Origin of the sequence: Bradyrhizobium sp. AUGA SZCCT0431, assembly GCF_018131065.1 — a bacterium.
In the GTDB taxonomy this organism is placed as follows: domain Bacteria; phylum Pseudomonadota; class Alphaproteobacteria; order Rhizobiales; family Xanthobacteraceae; genus Bradyrhizobium.
Genome location: NZ_JAFCLR010000017.1, coordinates 74,241 through 91,191, shown reverse-complemented (window position 1 = coordinate 91,191; position 16,951 = coordinate 74,241). Strand labels below are relative to the sequence as shown.

14 protein-coding genes are annotated in these 16,951 nt (G+C 62.9%); 1 reads left to right on the top strand and 13 read right to left on the bottom strand.

Features of this window, described 5'->3' with window-relative positions:
- Window positions 1–135 precede the first annotated feature (135 nt).
- From JQ567_RS18515 to JQ567_RS18500, 4 genes are all read right to left on the bottom strand, one after another.
- Complete coding sequence (locus JQ567_RS18515) at window positions 136–732, bottom strand: glutathione S-transferase family protein (RefSeq protein ID WP_212440160.1); 597 nt, start codon at window positions 730–732, stop codon at window positions 136–138.
- Window positions 729–1,370, bottom strand: a complete 642-nt coding sequence (locus JQ567_RS18510) for a hypothetical protein (protein WP_212440159.1) — start codon at window positions 1,368–1,370, stop codon at window positions 729–731. The genes JQ567_RS18515 and JQ567_RS18510 overlap by 4 nt, the downstream gene beginning before the upstream one ends.
- A gap of 308 nt (window positions 1,371–1,678) precedes the next feature.
- The gene (locus JQ567_RS18505; RefSeq protein WP_212440158.1) at window positions 1,679–2,143 is read right to left on the bottom strand and encodes a GNAT family N-acetyltransferase; all 465 of its coding nucleotides are present in this window, start codon (window positions 2,141–2,143) and stop codon (window positions 1,679–1,681) included.
- Window positions 2,140–3,087 carry a LysR substrate-binding domain-containing protein gene (locus tag JQ567_RS18500; RefSeq protein ID WP_212440157.1) on the bottom strand — a complete coding sequence of 316 codons (948 nt, stop codon included), beginning with the start codon at window positions 3,085–3,087 and terminating at the stop codon, window positions 2,140–2,142. The genes JQ567_RS18505 and JQ567_RS18500 overlap by 4 nt, the downstream gene beginning before the upstream one ends.
- A 103-nt stretch (window positions 3,088–3,190) precedes the next feature.
- Between JQ567_RS18500 and katG the strand changes: the two genes are divergently transcribed.
- On the top strand, window positions 3,191–5,329 hold the full coding sequence (gene katG / locus JQ567_RS18495) for a catalase/peroxidase HPI (protein WP_212440156.1): 2,139 nt from the start codon (window positions 3,191–3,193) through the stop codon (window positions 5,327–5,329).
- 152 nt (window positions 5,330–5,481) lie between these two features.
- Here katG and JQ567_RS18490 read toward each other — a convergent pair whose 3' ends face one another.
- From JQ567_RS18490 to rimP, 9 genes are all read right to left on the bottom strand, one after another.
- Window positions 5,482–6,234 (bottom strand): superoxide dismutase, encoded by a 753-nt coding sequence (locus JQ567_RS18490; RefSeq protein ID WP_212440155.1) that lies wholly within the window; start codon window positions 6,232–6,234, stop codon window positions 5,482–5,484.
- A 201-nt stretch (window positions 6,235–6,435) separates the two neighbouring features.
- Entirely contained in the window at window positions 6,436–8,595 is a 2,160-nt protein-coding gene (gene pnp, locus JQ567_RS18485; RefSeq protein ID WP_212440154.1) for a polyribonucleotide nucleotidyltransferase, read from the bottom strand.
- A gap of 316 nt (window positions 8,596–8,911) precedes the next feature.
- Window positions 8,912–9,181: a 30S ribosomal protein S15 gene (gene rpsO / locus JQ567_RS18480; protein WP_074272228.1), complete on the bottom strand. Its 270-nt coding sequence runs from the start codon at window positions 9,179–9,181 to the stop codon at window positions 8,912–8,914.
- Window positions 9,182–9,183: 2 nt separating this feature from the next.
- Entirely contained in the window at window positions 9,184–10,317 is a 1,134-nt protein-coding gene (gene truB / locus JQ567_RS18475) for a tRNA pseudouridine(55) synthase TruB (protein ID WP_212440153.1), read from the bottom strand.
- A complete protein-coding gene (gene rbfA, locus JQ567_RS18470) occupies window positions 10,317–10,730 on the bottom strand; it encodes a 30S ribosome-binding factor RbfA (protein ID WP_212440152.1) in 414 nt (137 codons plus the stop codon). The genes truB and rbfA overlap by 1 nt, the downstream gene beginning before the upstream one ends.
- A gap of 184 nt (window positions 10,731–10,914) precedes the next feature.
- Complete coding sequence (gene infB, locus JQ567_RS18465) at window positions 10,915–13,566, bottom strand: translation initiation factor IF-2 (RefSeq protein ID WP_212440151.1); 2,652 nt, start codon at window positions 13,564–13,566, stop codon at window positions 10,915–10,917.
- 63 nt (window positions 13,567–13,629) lie between these two features.
- Window positions 13,630–14,310, bottom strand: a complete 681-nt coding sequence (locus JQ567_RS18460) for an RNA-binding protein (RefSeq protein WP_212440150.1) — start codon at window positions 14,308–14,310, stop codon at window positions 13,630–13,632.
- Window positions 14,311–14,325: 15 nt separating this feature from the next.
- Entirely contained in the window at window positions 14,326–15,939 is a 1,614-nt protein-coding gene (gene nusA, locus JQ567_RS18455; protein ID WP_192736271.1) for a transcription termination factor NusA, read from the bottom strand.
- 3 nt (window positions 15,940–15,942) lie between these two features.
- On the bottom strand, window positions 15,943–16,719 hold the full coding sequence (rimP, locus tag JQ567_RS18450) for a ribosome maturation factor RimP (protein ID WP_212440149.1): 777 nt from the start codon (window positions 16,717–16,719) through the stop codon (window positions 15,943–15,945).
- Between the last annotated feature and the right edge of the window lie 232 nt (window positions 16,720–16,951).

The following is a 16,951-nucleotide window of genomic DNA, read 5'->3' as shown; positions in this document are numbered from 1 at the left end:
CGTAGGGTGGGCAAAGCCACCGGGTAGCGCGAATGCGCGCCCGATGACAGGCTCCGCGTGCCCACCATTCAAGGTACGGATTTATCGAGAGGTGGTGGGCACGGCGCGAAGGCGCGCCTTTGCCCACCCTACGATCTACCCCGCCGCGATCTTTTCCGCGCGCTGGAACGCGGGCCGCGCCGCGCACCGATCGATATAGGCGTCGAACGACGGCCGCGACGGCACCATCTTGAACAGCCGCACGGCGAAATTCAGCCCGGAGCCAATGATGATGTCGGCTGCGGAAAAATTGTCGCCGAGGATCCACGGACCTTTCTCCAGCGCGTTGTCGAGCACGTCGATCACGCGTTGCGAATCGCCCCAGCCGGCCGCGACCGGATTCATCTCGATCTTGGTCGCGAGCTGCACGATCGCAGGCTCGATACAACCGGGGCTGAAGAACAGCCAGTAGAGATACTTTGCGCGCAGCGGATCTCCGAGCGGCGGCGCCAGCCTCGCTTCCGGATAGCGCTCGGCGACATAGGCCGCGATCGCGGCGGCTTCGGCAAGCGTGGCCTCGCCATCCCGGAGCGCCGGTACCTTGCCCATCGGATTGATCGCCAGATATTCGAGCTTACGCTGTGCGCCGGTCGAGATGTCCGTCAGCACGCGTTCATAGGGTTGCCCGGTCTCTTCGAACAGCCACAGCGAGGAAAACGAACGCGAGCGGGGCGACCAATAAAGCTGCATCATCGTGAAGTCTCCTTTGTGGGTTGCCTCAGCATGATCGGAAGTGTCTTGTCGAGGCTGGTTGTCAGCAAGTTACGAGCGTACTCGCGCAGCGCAAGATTGTGGGCAGATTGCTCGGGATGGCGGGGAAACGACGCTTCGGCCAGTTCACTATATGGGCCTAAAATAAGTGTACCGAGGAGCATTCGCTTCACCAGCGGATCCATGTGGGTAAGCGCCGAACCGTGTGTGATGATCGAGAAATCGCGTCCGTCAAATACGCGGATGTAGCTGAGTGCAAAGAGATAGGTACGATGTCTGAACGGCACGTCGTGGTCGACGATGCCAATACCGCGGACGGTCAAGTTGAGGTCATTGAACTTGCTGATTGATTTGCTCACTAGGACATATCGTTGGCAATTCGTGCCATTGGTGACCTGCCGCATGAGTTCGACCAATTCCGCCTTCTCATCATGAAACAGCGTCCTAGGCCTCTCCCGCGGCGGAAATGCGGACTTGGTGTAGGGAATTCTGAGCACCGTAACCCCGGAAGGAGCCGCAGCGCGGACCCGCGCAAACACGAGATCGTTGAGACCCCAACTTTCGATCGGCACTACCGTCTCTTTACTCTGGAACGCGGTCAGGCCGATCGACTTCACCATGAATTCGTCGCCAACGGATACGACGACACCGAGCCCGCATGGGCTGCTGTGGGCGGAGGCTGGTTTGTCGGCCGATTCGCTACGCGCGGCTGGCTTCCGGATAGCAGATTTGGTGATCGGTCTTGTCGACTCCGTCCTTGCCGCTGGTGGCGTGGGTTGGCCCTGGGTCCACGCGGACGTCGAAAAGCATGACAGAAGAATTGCAGCGGCTAACGATCGGACCATGAAATTCAGCGCAGGCACACCATGAGTGAAGAAGCTAAACTAGAGCGTGCGGTGCGGCTCCGCAAGGCGAGTGTATGTCGCGATTATCGTCGCGCCGTTGACGGTTTTTTCCAACGATAATATTTCATCGTAAATCCGTTCGTCGGCTCGACCGTCTCCTTCTCGAACACAAATCCTTCGCGCTCATACCAGCGCCAGGCCTTTTCGTTTTCGCGCACGCAGCGCAGCCAGATTTCATCCGGCAGATGCTCGCGCGTGAAGGTCAGCAGCATCCGTCCGACGCTCTTACCCTGATACTCGGGCGCGACGAACAATTGATCGAGATAATTGTCCGGCAGATGCAAGGCCAGCATCGCCGCCAGCGTGCCGCCATCGTCGGCGACATAGAGGCTCCAGCCCTTCGCCACTTCCACCGGCACCCGCGCGCGCAGTTTTTCCAGCAGAGCATCGCTGGCCGCTTCGATCCCGGTCGTAGCCCAGCTGTTCATCCAGACGCGGGCGACCTCGTCATATTCGTCGGCACGGGCGGGACGGATGATCGGCGTCATCGGTTGGGGCCTTTGGCTTGTCGCCGCGGCGCGGGTTTCACCTTGCGCTGTTCGCGCAAGGCGTCGGCGGCGAGGCATACCACTTCCGAGATTTGCTGCAGCTGTGCGGCCAGCGGGCTTGTCTTGCGCCACACCATGCCGATCGTCCGCGACGGTTGCGGATTGCTGAACCGCGCGACCGAGACCTGTGCCGAGCGGGTTTCCACCGTGACCGCCATTTCCGGAATCAGGGTGACGCCGATGCCGGCGCCGACCATCTGAACGAGCGTGGACAGCGAGCTTGCGTCCAGCACCTCGCGCGGCGGCGACTGCATGTTGCAGAACGACAGCGCCTGGTCGCGGAAACAATGTCCCTCTTCGAGCAGCAGCAACCGCATCTCGCGCAGCGTCTCGTGGCTCGGCACCGGCGTTCCTTCGTCCTCGCCCGGCCGCACCAGCAGGAAATTCTCGGAAAAGCACGCGACCTCGGTCAGCGATGGCTCCGATACCGGCAATGCCACGATCGCCGTATCGAGCCGGCCTTCGGTCACTTCCTTGATCAGCTTCGGCGTCAGCGTCTCGCGCACGTGGATGTCGAGTTCCGGATGCATGCGCGCGAGGTTCTCGATCACTTTCGGCAACAGATAGGGCGCGATCGTCGGTATCATGCCGATGCGCAGCCGGCCGGCAAGCCGGTCCTGTGCCGCGCGCGCGAAATCGCCGAGTTCATCGACCGAGCGCAGGATGTCGCGGACGCGCTGGACGATCTCTTCGCCGAATTCCGTCAGCGTGATCTGTCGCGCGCTTCGTTCCAGCAGCGCGCCGCCGAGCACTTGCTCCATTTCCTTGATTTGCATCGACAGGGCCGGCTGCGAGATCGAGCAGGCTTCCGCCGCGCGCCCGAAATGGCCGTGACGGGCCAGCGCATCAAAATAACGAAGCTGTCTGAGCGTCATCTGGATCATCAGTATATCTTATCGGTTCGATCATTAAAATCAACTTCCCCTGATGGAAAGCGGCTCTTAGAGTGCCTCCAATCTGACTGGAAGCGGCCCTTAGGAGGCAATCATGGACGACAAAACAAAATGCCCGTTCTCGGGCGGAAAACGCGGACACTCGAACCGCGATTGGTGGCCGGACGCGCTGGACGTTTCGCTGCTCCACCGCAATTCCACTCTGTCCGATCCGATGGGCGAGGCGTTCGATTACGCCAAGGAATTCAAGACCCTCGACCTCAATGCCGTGGTCAAGGACCTGCACGCTTTGATGACGGAATCGCAGGAGTGGTGGCCGGCCGATTTCGGTCACTATGGCGGTCTGATGATCCGCATGGCGTGGCACAGCGCCGGCACCTACCGCATCACGGACGGCCGCGGCGGCGCCGGGGCCGGTCAGCAGCGCTTCGCGCCGCTGAACAGCTGGCCTGACAACGCCAACCTCGACAAGGCGCGCCGGCTGCTGTGGCCGATCAAGCAGAAATACGGCCGCAAGATCTCGTGGGCCGACCTGATGATTCTCGCCGGCAACGTCGCGCTCGAATCGATGGGCTTCAAGACGTTCGGCTTCGCCGGTGGCCGCGCCGATGTCTGGGAGCCCGAAGAGCTGTTCTGGGGCCCCGAAGGCACCTGGCTGGGCGACGAACGCTACAGCGGTGAACGCCAGCTCTCCGAGCCGCTCGGCGCCGTGCAGATGGGTCTCATCTACGTCAATCCGGAAGGCCCGAACGGCAACCCGGATCCGCTCGCGGCGGCGAAAGATATCCGCGAAACGTTCTTCCGCATGGCCATGAACGACGAAGAGACCGTTGCGCTGATTGCCGGCGGCCACACCTTCGGCAAGGCCCATGGTGCCGGCGATCCGTCGCTGGTGGGGTCAGACCCGGAAAGCGGCGCTCTCGAGGATCAGGGCCTCGGCTGGAAGAGCAAGCATGGTACCGGCGTCGGCGCCGATGCCATTACCGGCGGTCCGGAAGTCACCTGGACGGAGCAGCCGACGCAGTGGAGCAATCTGTTCTTCAAGAACCTGTTCGAGAACGAATGGGAGCTGACCAAGAGCCCGGCCGGTGCCAAGCAGTGGAAGGCGAAGGGCGCGGAAGCCACGATCCCTGACGCCTTCGACACGTCGAAGAAGCATGTGCCGATGATGCTGACCACCGACCTGTCGCTGCGCTTCGATCCCGCCTACGAGAAGATTTCGCGGCGCTTCTACGAAAACCCGGACCAGTTCGCGGATGCGTTCGCGCGTGCCTGGTTCAAGCTCACGCACCGTGACATGGGTCCGATCGTGCGTTATCTCGGCCCGCTGGTGCCGAAGGAAACGCTGATCTGGCAGGACCCGATCCCGGCGGTGGATCATCCGCTGATCGGCGATGCGGACATCGCCGCGCTGAAGACCAAGATTCTCAGCTCGGGCCTGTCGGTGTCGCAGCTCGTTTCGACCGCATGGGCGTCGGCATCGACGTTCCGCGGCTCCGACAAGCGCGGCGGCGCCAATGGCGCGCGTATTCGTCTCAGCCCGCAGAAGGACTGGGAGGTCAACCAGCCTGCTGAGCTGAACACGGTGCTGCAGAAGCTGGAGGCGATCCAGAAGGAGTTCGGCAAGAAGGTTTCGCTTGCCGACCTGATCGTTCTCGGCGGCTCCGCGGCGGTTGAAAAAGCCGCAAAGGACGCCGGCGTCGACGTCAAGGTGCCGTTCACGCCGGGGCGCATGGATGCGTCGCAGGATCAAACCGACGTCGCTTCCTTTGCTCCGCTCGAACCGCGTGCCGATGGCTTCCGCAATTATATCAACGGCAAGAAGCATCAGTTCCTGGCGCCGGTGGAAGCGCTGATTGACCGCGCGCAATTGCTGCGGTTGACGGGACCCGAACTGACGGCGCTCGTCGGCGGCCTGCGCGTCCTCGGCGCGAATGCCGGCGGATCAAAGCACGGCGTCTTCACCAGCAAGGTGGGGACATTGACGAACGAATTCTTCGTCAATCTGCTCAGCATGAGCACGGAGTGGCAGCCGTCGGGCGATGCATACGAGGGCCGCGATCGGAAGACAAAGGCGGTCAAGTGGACCGCCACCGGCGTCGACCTGATCTTCGGTTCGCATTCGCAGCTTCGCGCCTTCGCCGAGGTCTACGCGTGCGCGGACTCGAAAGAGAAGTTCGCCAAGGACTTCGCGGCGGCCTGGACCAAGGTGATGAACCTCGATCGTTTCTGATCACCTGAGCACCGGACAAACGCAACACTAGAGCGTTTTCCAGCGAAGTGGACACCGGTTCGCGTCAAGAAAACGCGTCAAAGCAAGAATCTAGTCTGACAAAAAAGGGCGGCTCACGAGCCGCCCTTTCGCTTTCAAGATGGAGCGCGCGATCAAACGCCGAGCGTACCAGCCTTCGCCGCCGCAAAACGCTCGGCGACCTTGGCCCAGTTCACCGTGTTCCACCACGCCTTGAGATAATCGGCGCGGCGATTCTGATAGTTGAGATAATAGGCGTGTTCCCAGACGTCGTTGCCAAGCAGCGCGCGCTTGCCGTCCATGATCGGATTGTCCTGGTTGGGGCGGGTTTCGATCGCAAGCTTGCCGTCCTTGGCAACGGTCACGAACACCCAGCCGGAGCCGAACTGGCGTCCGCCGGCGGCGTTAAAGTCGTTCTGGAATTTTTCCATGCCGCCGAGGTCCTTGTCGATCGCGGCCAGCACCTCGCCCTCCGGCTTGCCGCCGCCGGGGGCCATGATTTCCCAGAACATGGTGTGGTTGGCATGGCCGCCGAGATTGTTGCGCACGCCGAATTTGATGTCGTCGTTCAGGGCGTTCAGATTGCCGAGAATATCCGTCACCTTGCTGGTGCCGAGCTGCGCATTGGTCTTGGCGAGGGTGTTCAGATTGTTGACGTAAGCGGCATGGTGCCGACCATGGTGGATTTCCATGGTCTTGGCATCGATATGCGGCTCAAGCGCGTTGAAGGCGTAAGGGAGCGGCGGCAGCGTGAACGGACCTGCCGCGGCCGGGGCAGCCGCAGGTGCCGCGGCGGGCGCCTGGGCAAAGACGACACGCGGTGCCGCGGCGACGGCAACGAGGCCGGCGGCGGCGCTGAAAAAATGACGGCGCGATAGTGCGGACATAAGTCTCTCCCTGCGTGACGAGCCTGCGGCTCGATTCGGACGATCGTAACGGGTCCAACTTCCAGCTGCGAAGTCAGCCCCATTCCGGTTTCATTTTAAATGGGTTCGGCGCTGCGGCGTAAGAGCGCACGATCACATCTGCGGCAAATAAAAAGGGCGGCTTTGCAGCCGCCCCTTTTCTGATTTTCGATGTCGCGGCGCTTACTCGCCGGCCGCTTCGCGCGGCGCCGAGGCTTCCGCCGCCTTCTGCTTGGCCTCGAGATCCTCGCCGGTCGCCTGATCGACCACCTTCATCGACAGCCGCGTCTTGCCGCGATCGTCGAAGCCGAGCAGCTTGACCTTGACCTTGTCGCCTTCCTTGACGACGTCGGAGGTCTTCTGCACCCGCGCCGAAGCGAGCTGGCTGATGTGGACGAGGCCGTCCTTGGCGCCGAAGAAGTTCACGAACGCGCCGAACTCCATCACCTTGACCACGGTGCCTTCGTAGATCTGGCCGATCTCCGGATCGGAGGCGATCGACTTGATCCACTTGATCGCGGCCTTCATCGCCTCGCCGTCGTTGGAGGCGACCTTCACGGTGCCGTCGTCCTCGATGTTGACCTTGGCGCCGGTCTTTTCGACGATCTCGCGGATCACCTTGCCGCCGGTGCCGATCACTTCACGGATCTTGTCGGTCGGGATCTTGAAGGTCTCGATGCGCGGCGCGTATTCGCCGAGCTCGGCGCGGGCATTGGTGAGCGCCTTCGACATTTCGCCGAGGATGTGGATACGCCCATCCTTGGCCTGGCCGAGTGCGACCTTCATGATCTCCTCGGTGATGCCCTCGATCTTGATGTCCATCTGCAGCGAGGTGATGCCCTGGTCGGTGCCGGCCACCTTGAAGTCCATGTCGCCGAGATGATCCTCGTCACCGAGAATGTCGGACAGGACCGCAAAACGCGAACCTTCCAGGATCAGGCCCATCGCGATACCCGCGGTCGGCCGCTTCAGGGGAACGCCCGCATCCATCAGCGCCAGCGAGGCGCCGCAGACCGACGCCATCGACGACGATCCGTTGGATTCGGTGATCTCGGAAACCACGCGCACCGTGTAGGGGAATTCGTGGTGCGGCGGCAGGACCGGATGGATCGCGCGCCAGGCGAGCTTGCCGTGGCCGATTTCGCGGCGCTTGGTGCCGCCGAGGCGCCCGGTTTCACCGACCGAGTAGGGAGGGAAGTTGTAGTGCAGCAGGAACTGCTCCTTGTAGGTCCCTGACAGCGAGTCGATGTACTGCTCGTCCTCGCCGGTGCCGAGCGTGGTCACGACCATCGCCTGGGTTTCACCGCGGGTGAACAGCGCCGAACCGTGGGCGCGCGGCAGCACGCCGACTTCGGCGATGATGCTGCGCACGGTCTTGGAATCGCGGCCGTCGATGCGCTTGCCGGTGTCGAGGATGTTCCAGCGGACGATCTTGGATTCGAGTTCCTTGAACACGCCGGCGATGCGCAGCTTGTCGTATTGCGGCTCCTGCCCTTCCGGGAAGTAGTGAGCCATCACCTTTTCCTTGGCCTTGCCGACCGCCGCGTAGCGGTCCTGCTTGATCGGAATCGCGTAGGCCGAGCGCAGCTCCTGCTCGATCAGGCCGAGCATTTCCTTCTCGAGCGCGCTCTCGTCGACGACCTTGACTTCGCGCGGCTCCTTGGCGGCCTTCTCGGCGAGCTCGATGATCGCCTTGATCACCGGCTGGAAGTGCCGGTGTCCGAACATCACCGCACCGAGCATGATGTCTTCGTTGAGTTCCTTGGCTTCCGATTCCACCATCAGCACGGCGTCGGCGGTGCCGGCGACGACCAGATCAAGCTGGGTCTCGAGCATTTCGTCGAGCGTCGGGTTGAGCACATACTCGTCGTTGGCAAAGCCGACGCGGGCCGCACCGATCGGGCCCTTGAAGGGAGCGCCGGAGATCGTCAGCGCCGCGGAGGCCGCGACCAGCGCCAGAATGTCGGGATCGTTCTCCATGTCATGCGACAGCACGGTGACGATGACCTGGGTTTCATTGCGCCAGCCGTCGACGAACAGCGGACGGATCGGACGGTCGATCAGGCGGGAGACCAGCGTCTCCTTTTCGGTCGGCCGGCCCTCGCGCTTGAAATAGCCGCCGGGAATGCGGCCCGCGGCATAGGTCTTTTCCTGGTAGTCGACGGTCAGCGGCAGGAAGTCGACGCCTTCGCGCGGTGACTTGGCGGCCACCACGGTGGCGAGCACGACGGTCTCGCCATAGGTCGCGAGCACGGCGCCGTCGGCCTGACGGGCGATCTTTCCGGTTTCAAGCTTGAGGGGACGTCCACCCCAGTCGATCTCGACTGAATGCGTATTGAACATTTCGATTTCTTTCATGGTTTCGCGAAAGCACGGACGCCTGAAACACAAAGACCATGCGCAAGATTGCGAGACACTGATCGCAACACGAGATCAGCATCCGGCGATCCTGCCATGGTCTTTATATTTCGGATGGCGTCCATCCTCTCGGTAGTCCGGGCACCTTGCCCTGCCCAGCGGCCGGATTGCTGCTGGACGTCTATTGGACATGAGTTTCATCATGCCCTTGCGCATGATCGTCTCCGAAAATCCGGAGTCCGGGTTTCTTCCGGAAGACCATACGAAAACGCGCGCAACAGGCGCGCGCGTACTCTCGATATCAACGACGAATGTTGTGCTTTTCGAGCAGCGCCTTGTAGCGCGCCTCGTCCTTCCGCTTGATGTAATCAAGCAGGGAACGGCGCGTGGCGACCATTTTCAAAAGACCCCGGCGCGAATGATTGTCCTTCACGTGGGATTTGAAGTGCCCGGTGAGGTTGTTGATGCGTTCCGACAGGATCGCAACCTGAACCTCGGGCGAGCCGGTGTCGCCGGCCTTGTTGGCATTCGTCTTGATGACTTCCGCTTTGCGTTCGGCGGTAATCGACATCGTCAAACTTTCTCGTTGTTGCGACCGGAACTGGCAGTCAGTCCGGTCAGGTTGAACACACGCTTGGGGATGAGTTCGCCATTGCCAATTTCGGCGAGGGCCAGAAGCCGGCCTGCCACCGTGACATAGACTGTGCCGCTACAATTGGGCGCATCCCGTCCGCGCAACAAAACGGCTTGGCCCCGATGGAGCCTTGCCGCATCAGCCCGTGTGACGGCCAGTGCCGGGATGTCGTCCAGCGCGGTCTCAACGGGCAAAAGCGCGTCGGCGAGGCTGCCCTCGCCCGACGCGGCTCTATTACACAAAGCCTCCAACTGTTCCAGCGGAATCATGTCCGCTTCGCGGAATGGACCGACCAGGGTCCGCCGCAAGGCGCTGATGTGGCCGAAACAGCCCAGAATCCGGCCGATATCGCGGGCCAGCGCCCGGACATAGGTTCCCTTGCCGCACTCGGCCTCAAACACGGATTGGCCGTTATCTCCATGTTCTACAAGGGTTAATTCGTGAATCTCGACCGGCCGCGGCTTCAATTCGACGGTTTCGCCGTCTCTGGCCAGATCATAGGCCCGTTCGCCCTGGACCTTGATCGCGGAATACTGCGGCGGGATCTGCTCGATCAGGCCGGTGAATTGCGGCAGCAGCGCCCGGATCGCCTCGGCGGAGGGCCTGAGATCGCTGGTCCTGGTCGCCCGGCCCTCGGTGTCGTCGGTATCGCGCTCCTCGCCCCAGCTCACGGTGAAGCGGTAGCGCTTGCGGCCGTCCATCACGAACGGGACCGTCTTGGTGGCTTCGCCCAGCGCGATCGGCAGGCCGCCGGAGGCGAGCGGGTCGAGGGTGCCGGCATGGCCGGCGCGCTTGGCCTGGAACAAGCGCTTGAGCACCGCCACCGCGTGCGTCGAGGTCATGCCGATCGGCTTGTCGAGAATCACCCAGCCATGGACGTCACGCTTGTCGCGGCGCGGCTGATTGTTCTGGCGTTGCTGCTTGCCCTGATGCTTCTGGCGCGGATCGTTATGGCCGCGACGAGTATCGTCGTTGCGCGCTTCGGTAAAAATATTTTTTTCGGCGTCATGCGATTCGGCATTTTGCGAATCGAGCACGCTGTTTGCGCTGGTCAAAATCGGGGTCACAATCATCACTCGTCGTCCGAATCGGGTGCGAGGTCTTTCTGCACCGCAGGTGTTCTCAGTAATTTCTCGATCCGTTCCGCTTCGTCGAATCGTTCGTCGACGCGAAAGCGAAGATCAGGGGAAAATTTCAGGTTAACGCGGTGCGCGATCTCGCCGCGCAGGAACTTCTTGTTGCGCGCGAGCGCTGCGAGCACGACGTCGGTGTCGCGTCCGCCGAGCGGCATCACATAAATGGTCGCGAGCTTCAGGTCCGGTGACATGCGCACCTCCGGAACCGTGATGATGTGACCCTCGAGATCGGGGTCATGCACGTTACCCTGCGACAGAATATCGGCGACCGCATGGCGTACGGTCTCGCCGACGCGCAATTGACGTTGCGAGCCGCCGGGAGCGGAACTCTTGCTGTGGTGCCGGGGCATAGCGGTCTCTCAAAAATAAATCCGTCATGGCCGGGCTGTTCCCGGCCATCCACGTCTTTGTTGCTGCTGAATTCCCTGGGACGTGGATGCCCGGCTCATCAATGCGAAGACGCGCTTCGCGCTTTTGGCCGGGCATGACGTCGAACTAATACAATGTCTCCTGACGAAGCCGTAAGGTTCAGACTTACAGGCTCCGCTGGATCGTCTCCACGCGATAACACTCGATAACGTCGCCGGCGCGCATGTCGCCGTAATTCTCGAACGCCATGCCGCATTCCTGGCCGGACTGCACTTCCTTCACTTCGTCCTTGAAGCGCTTCAGTGTCGAGAGCTTGCCTTCATGCACAACCACGTTTTCGCGAATGAGGCGTACATTGGCGCCGCGTTCCACGGTGCCGTCGGTGACGCGGCAGCCGGCGACCTTGCCGACCTTGGAAATGTTGAACACTTCCAGGATCTGCGCATTGCCCAGCATGGTTTCGCGCAGCGTCGGCGCGAGCAGGCCGGACATCGCCTTTTTGATGTCGTCCACGAGATCGTAGATGATGTTGTAATAGCGGATCTCGATGCCGTTGCGCTTGGCGGCGGCCGCCGCTTCCTTGTTGGCGCGAACCGAGAAGCCGATGATGGCGGCGTTGAAACCTTCCGCCAGCGTCACGTCCGATTCGGAGATGCCGCCGACGCCCGCATGCAGGATGCGCGCGGCGACCTCGTCGGTGCCGAGCTTTTCCAGCGATCCCAAAATGGCTTCGAGCGAACCTTGCACGTCGGCCTTGATGATCAGCGGGAATTCCTTGCGGCCCGAGGTCTTGAGCTGCGACATCATCTGTTCGAGCGAGCCGCGCATGCCGGAAATCGAGGCAGCCGCGTTCTCGCGCTTCTGGTGGGCGCGGTAGCTCGTAACCTGACGGGCGCGGGCTTCGTTCTCGACCACCGCGAGACGGTCGCCGGCTTCCGGCGGACCGTTGAAGCCGAGCACCTCGACCGGCACCGAAGGTCCGGCCTCGTCGATGTTCATACCCTGATCGTTGATGAGGGCGCGGACGCGGCCCATTTCGGCGCCAGCCACGATAATGTCGCCGATGCGCAGGGTTCCGCGCTGCACCAGCACGGTCGCAACCGGACCGCGGCCGCGGTCGAGCCGGGCTTCGATCACGGTGCCTTCGGCGGGACGTTCCGCGTTGGTCTTGAGGTCGAGCAGTTCGGCCTGCAGCGCGATCATTTCCAGCAGCTTGTCGAGATTGGTCTTGTTCTTGGCTGATACCTCGACGTCGACGACGTCGCCGCCGAACGACTCGACCTGAACCTCGTGCTGCAACAGCTCGGTGCGCACGCGCTCCGGCTTGGCGTCGGGCTTGTCGATCTTGTTGATCGCGATGATCATCGGAACCTTCGCCGCCTTGGCGTGGTTGATCGCCTCGATGGTCTGCGGCATGACGCCGTCATCGGCCGCCACCACCAGGATCACGATATCGGTGACCTTGGCGCCGCGCGCACGCATCGCGGTGAACGCGGCGTGGCCGGGGGTATCGATGAAGGTGATCTTCTTGCCGCTTTCCGGCGAAGTCACCTGATAGGCGCCGATATGCTGGGTGATGCCGCCGGCTTCGCCCGAAACCACGTTGGCATGGCGAAGCGCGTCGAGCAGCGAGGTCTTGCCGTGGTCGACATGGCCCATCACGGTCACGACCGGCGAACGCGGTTCGGTGTCGGTGGAATCGTCGACGATGTCGAACAGACCCTCTTCGACGTCGGACGCGGCCACGCGCTTGACGGTATGGCCCAATTCCTCGGCGATCAGCTGTGCGGTGTCGGCGTCGATCACGTCGGTGATCTTGTGCATCGCGCCCTGCTTCATCAGCAGGCGGATGACGTCGACCGCGCGTTCCGACATGCGGTTGGCGAGTTCCTGGATGTTGATGGCTTCCGGAATCACCACTTCGCGGATGATCTTTTCCTTCGGCTCGTTCGAGGCGTGTCCCTTCAGCCGCTGGGTGCGGCGGCGGAACGAGGCGATCGAACGCTCGCGCACATTGTCGGCATCCAGGGCGGTGACCAGCGTCAGGCGGCCGCGTTCCTTTTGCGGTCCGGGCTTGTGGGTCGTCTTCGGCGGCACGGCGGGGCGCATGGCGCCGCCGGGGCCACGGCGGATCTGGCGCGGACCTTCATCCTCATCGGAGGCGTCGGCGGCAACGCCCGGCGCGCGCGCGGGCGGCACTGCCGAGGCCGTCGGCCGGGCCGCGGGGCGCGCGGTGGTGGTGGTAGTGGTGCCGGGTGCGGTGGTCGTTGCCGTCTTGGCCTCGGCCTCGCCAAATCGCTTCTTGGCTTCGAGTTCGGCCTTGCGTTTGGCTTCTTCTTCCAGGCGGTGACGTTCTTCCTCGGCCTTGCGGCGCGCTTCGGCGGCTTCGCGCTCGGCCTGCTCGATGCCTTCCTTGCTGCTGCGGCGCTTGGCTTCTTCTTCCGCCAGCCGACGTTCCTCGATGTCACGGACCTTGGCATCGGCCAGCGCGCTGGCGCGCGCGGAACGTTCATCCTCGGTCAGCGTGCGCAACACCACGCCGGAGCCGGCGCGGGGCGCGGCTGGCGCTGAGGGACGGTTTGGCGCTTTGGCGACGACCGGCGCCGGCTTGGCGACCACAGGTTCGGGCGCATGGGTTTCGCCGGCAGGCGCGTCGCCGCCGAGGCGGCGCTTGCCGCGCTTCTCGACCACGACCTGCTTGGTCCGGCCATGGCTGAAGCTCTGGCGTACGGTGCCCGTCTCGACGCGCGGCTTGAGCGTCAAGGTCTTGGTCGGGACACTCAAAGTCTTGTCGCCAGGCGTTTTGGTATCAACCATTCAGCAGTCCTAATCTTGTTGCGTTGTGCGCATTCGCACAGTCGTTAAAGCAAGTCTTGTTAGTCAGAATTTCTGGCCGCTTCCTTCGGTCTTGTCGTCATCGGCCATCCGGTATCGGACCAGGATCTGGCAGCGCGACAGGAACGTCTTGCTCGCCGGGCCCGCGAGCAGGGCAGCATGTATCACATTTGACCGCCCCAGTGCCAAATCCAATTCTGCCGACGTCAGAACATTGACGATCGGAAATTCCGGCGATTCATCCGCATTTCCGCGCTTTTGCCGCACGATCGCGTCCAATTTGCGGATTCCGTCGGCCGCGCCGTCGGAAGCGTGGATCAGGGCCTGGGCCTCCCCCTCGCGGAGCGCGCCCTCGACCTTGCTGAAACCGGAGACGACCTGGCCGGCCTTGGCGACCATCGCCAGCGCCTCGGTCGCGCTGCGAACCAGCAAAGCCTCGGTGTCGGCGGGGAGGGTCGCGGCGGCCCGGATGTCGCGCTTGAAACCCCTGCTAAATTGGTTACGCCGCACCGCTTCCGCAACGGTCCGGCGCGATGCCGAGACCCACAGTCCGCGGCCGGGGAGCTTGCGCTTCAGATCCGGAACGACCTCGCCCTGGGGCGAGACCACGAACCGGATCAGTTCGTCGATCGGGCGCACCTCACGGGTGACCGCGCACATCCGCATCGTCGCGGACTTGTCGGTCCGCGGTCCGTTGTCGAGATCGGGGTCAGCCATGGCGAGCATGCGCGGGGCATCTCCTTACGCCGTCTGGTCTTCGGTGGCTTCCGCCGCCTCGGACTGCTTGGCAAGGTCGGCCTCGGTGATCCAGCCGGCGATGACGCGGGCCTGCATGATCATGCGCTCGGCATCGTCGCGCGAGATTTCGTTGGCGTCGAGAATGCCGGGGAACTTGGTCGGCTCGGCGCCTTCCTTGCGTTCGGTCCAGCCAACCAGATCGTCGGTGGCGCAACCGGCCAGATCCTCGACCGACTTGATGTCGTTCTCGCCGAACTTGACCAGCATCTTCGAGGTCACGCCGGGTACTGTCTTCAAAGCGTCATCCACACCGAGTTCCTTGCGTTTGTTTTCCAGCTCGGTCTCGAGCTGTTCCAGATATTCTTTTGCACGGCTCTGCAGTTCGTTGGCGGTCTCCTCGTCGAAGCCCTCGATGCCGGCGAGTTCCTTGACGTCGACCAGCGCGAGTTCCTCGACCGAGGTGAAACCTTCCGACGCCAGCAACTGGCCGACCACTTCGTCGACATTCAGCGCTTCCATGAACACCCGCGTCGAATTCTCGAAATCGGCCTGGCGGCGTTCGGATTCTTCCTGCTCGGTGAGGATGTCGATGTCCCAGCCGGTCAGCTGCGAAGCGAGGCGCACGTTCTGCCCGCGGCGGCCGATCGCCAGCGACAGCTGGTTGTTGGTGTCGGGCACCACGACCTCGATGCGCTCGCGGTCTTCGTCGATCACGACCTTGGCGACTTCGGCGGGCGCCAGCGCGTTGACGACAAAGGTCGCAATATCGGGCGACCACGGAATGATGTCGATCTTCTCGCCCTGGAGTTCGTTCACCACCGCCTGCACGCGCGAACCGCGCATACCGACGCAGGCGCCGACCGGATCGACCGAGGAATCCCGCGAAATAACGCCGATTTTGGCGCGCGAACCGGGATCGCGGGCCACCGCCTTGATCTCGACGATGCCGTCATAGATCTCCGGCACTTCCTGCGCGAACAGTTTTGCCATGAATTGCGGATGGGTGCGGGACAGGAAGATCTGCGGCCCGCGGGTTTCGCGGCGGACGTCGAAGATATAGGCGCGGACGCGGTCGCCGTTGCGGAACACTTCGCGCGGCAGCATCTCGTCACGGCGCACGATGGCTTCGCCGCGGCCGAGATCGACGATCACGCTGCCATATTCGACGCGCTTGACGATGCCGTTGACGATGTCGCCGATGCGGTCCTTGAATTCCTGATATTGCCGGTCGCGCTCGGCCTCGCGCACCTTCTGGACGATCACCTGCTTGGCGGACTGGGCGGCGATGCGGCCATATTCCAGCGGCGGCAGGGTGTCGGCGATGGTGTCGCCGACCTGGGCGCCCGGATTGGCGCGCTGCGCATCGGCCAGCGAAATCTGGTTCGACGAATTCTCGACCACGTCGACGACCAGCATGTGGCGCGACAGCCGGAGCTCGCCCTTCTTGGCGTCGATCTCGGCGTGAACGTCGGTCTCGCTGCCGTAGCGCGCGCGGGCCGCTTTGGCGATGGCGTCTTCCATCGCCGCGATCACGATGCCGCGGTCGATCGATTTTTCGCGGGCAACCGCGTCTGCGATCTGCAGCAGTTCGAGTTTATTGGCGCTGACAGCTGCCATGGCTCAGTCTCCTTCGGTGGGATCGAATTCGCCGCCGGGCAAACCTTGCGCGGCGAGGCGATGTTTCTTGGTATTCTTCGGTAACGGCTTCTTCAGCGGCTTGTTCAGTGTCTTGGGCTTCGGCTTGTTGCTCTTGGCCGGATCGCTTTTTTTGGCGTGCGGCGGCGGCGGTGGCTCGAGCCCGAGATTCTGGCGCAGCTCGCGCTCGGCGGCCTTGCCGCGGCGCATCGATTCCGCGATCAGCTCGTCGGTGAGCACCAGGCGGGCGTCGGCGATGTCTTCCATGACGAGTAGCACGTCCGCATCTTCGTCTGCGCGGATGTCATCGCGATGAATCCGCACGGCGTCGCCCTCGACGCCCTGCAGGAGCCCGCGGAAACGCTTGCGGCCCTGATGGGCGAGCGCCATCTCGACCTTCACGAGATGACCGACATAGCGTTCGAAGTCCGAACGGCGCACCAGCGGACGGTCGATGCCGGGCGATGAGATCTCCAGCCGGTAGGCGCGCTCGATCGGATCGGCGACGTCCAGCACCGGCGACAGCGCACGCGAAATCGCCTCGCAATCCTCGATCTGCATGGTGCCGTCGGGCCGTTCGGCCATGATCTGGACCGTGCAGCCGGCCTCGCCGGAAATCTTGATCCGCACCAGCCGGTAGCCCATGCCCTGCAATACCGGCCCTGCCACGGCGGAAACCCGCGCGGCGACGCCCGGCTCGACCACGAGCCGCGGCTCGGCGAGCAGGTCAAGATCCTCTGAAACAGCAGTTGGCTCGGTCATGTCCAGGGTCAAAAGCGTCTTTACTTACATGAGGTTAGGCCGGGTCTAACCCGGATCCGGCCGGTTCCCTGAACCGTGCCGTAAGGCCCTTCTGGGCTGGGCTCGTTCAGGTAATAAAAAAGAGCGGGTCCCGAAGGGCCCACTCTCAATACGCGATCGTATGAGAACCATAAGTTGCGGCGGATATAGCGGTTTTCCTGCAATCCGGCAAGGCCTTGCACGCCCCGTTAAG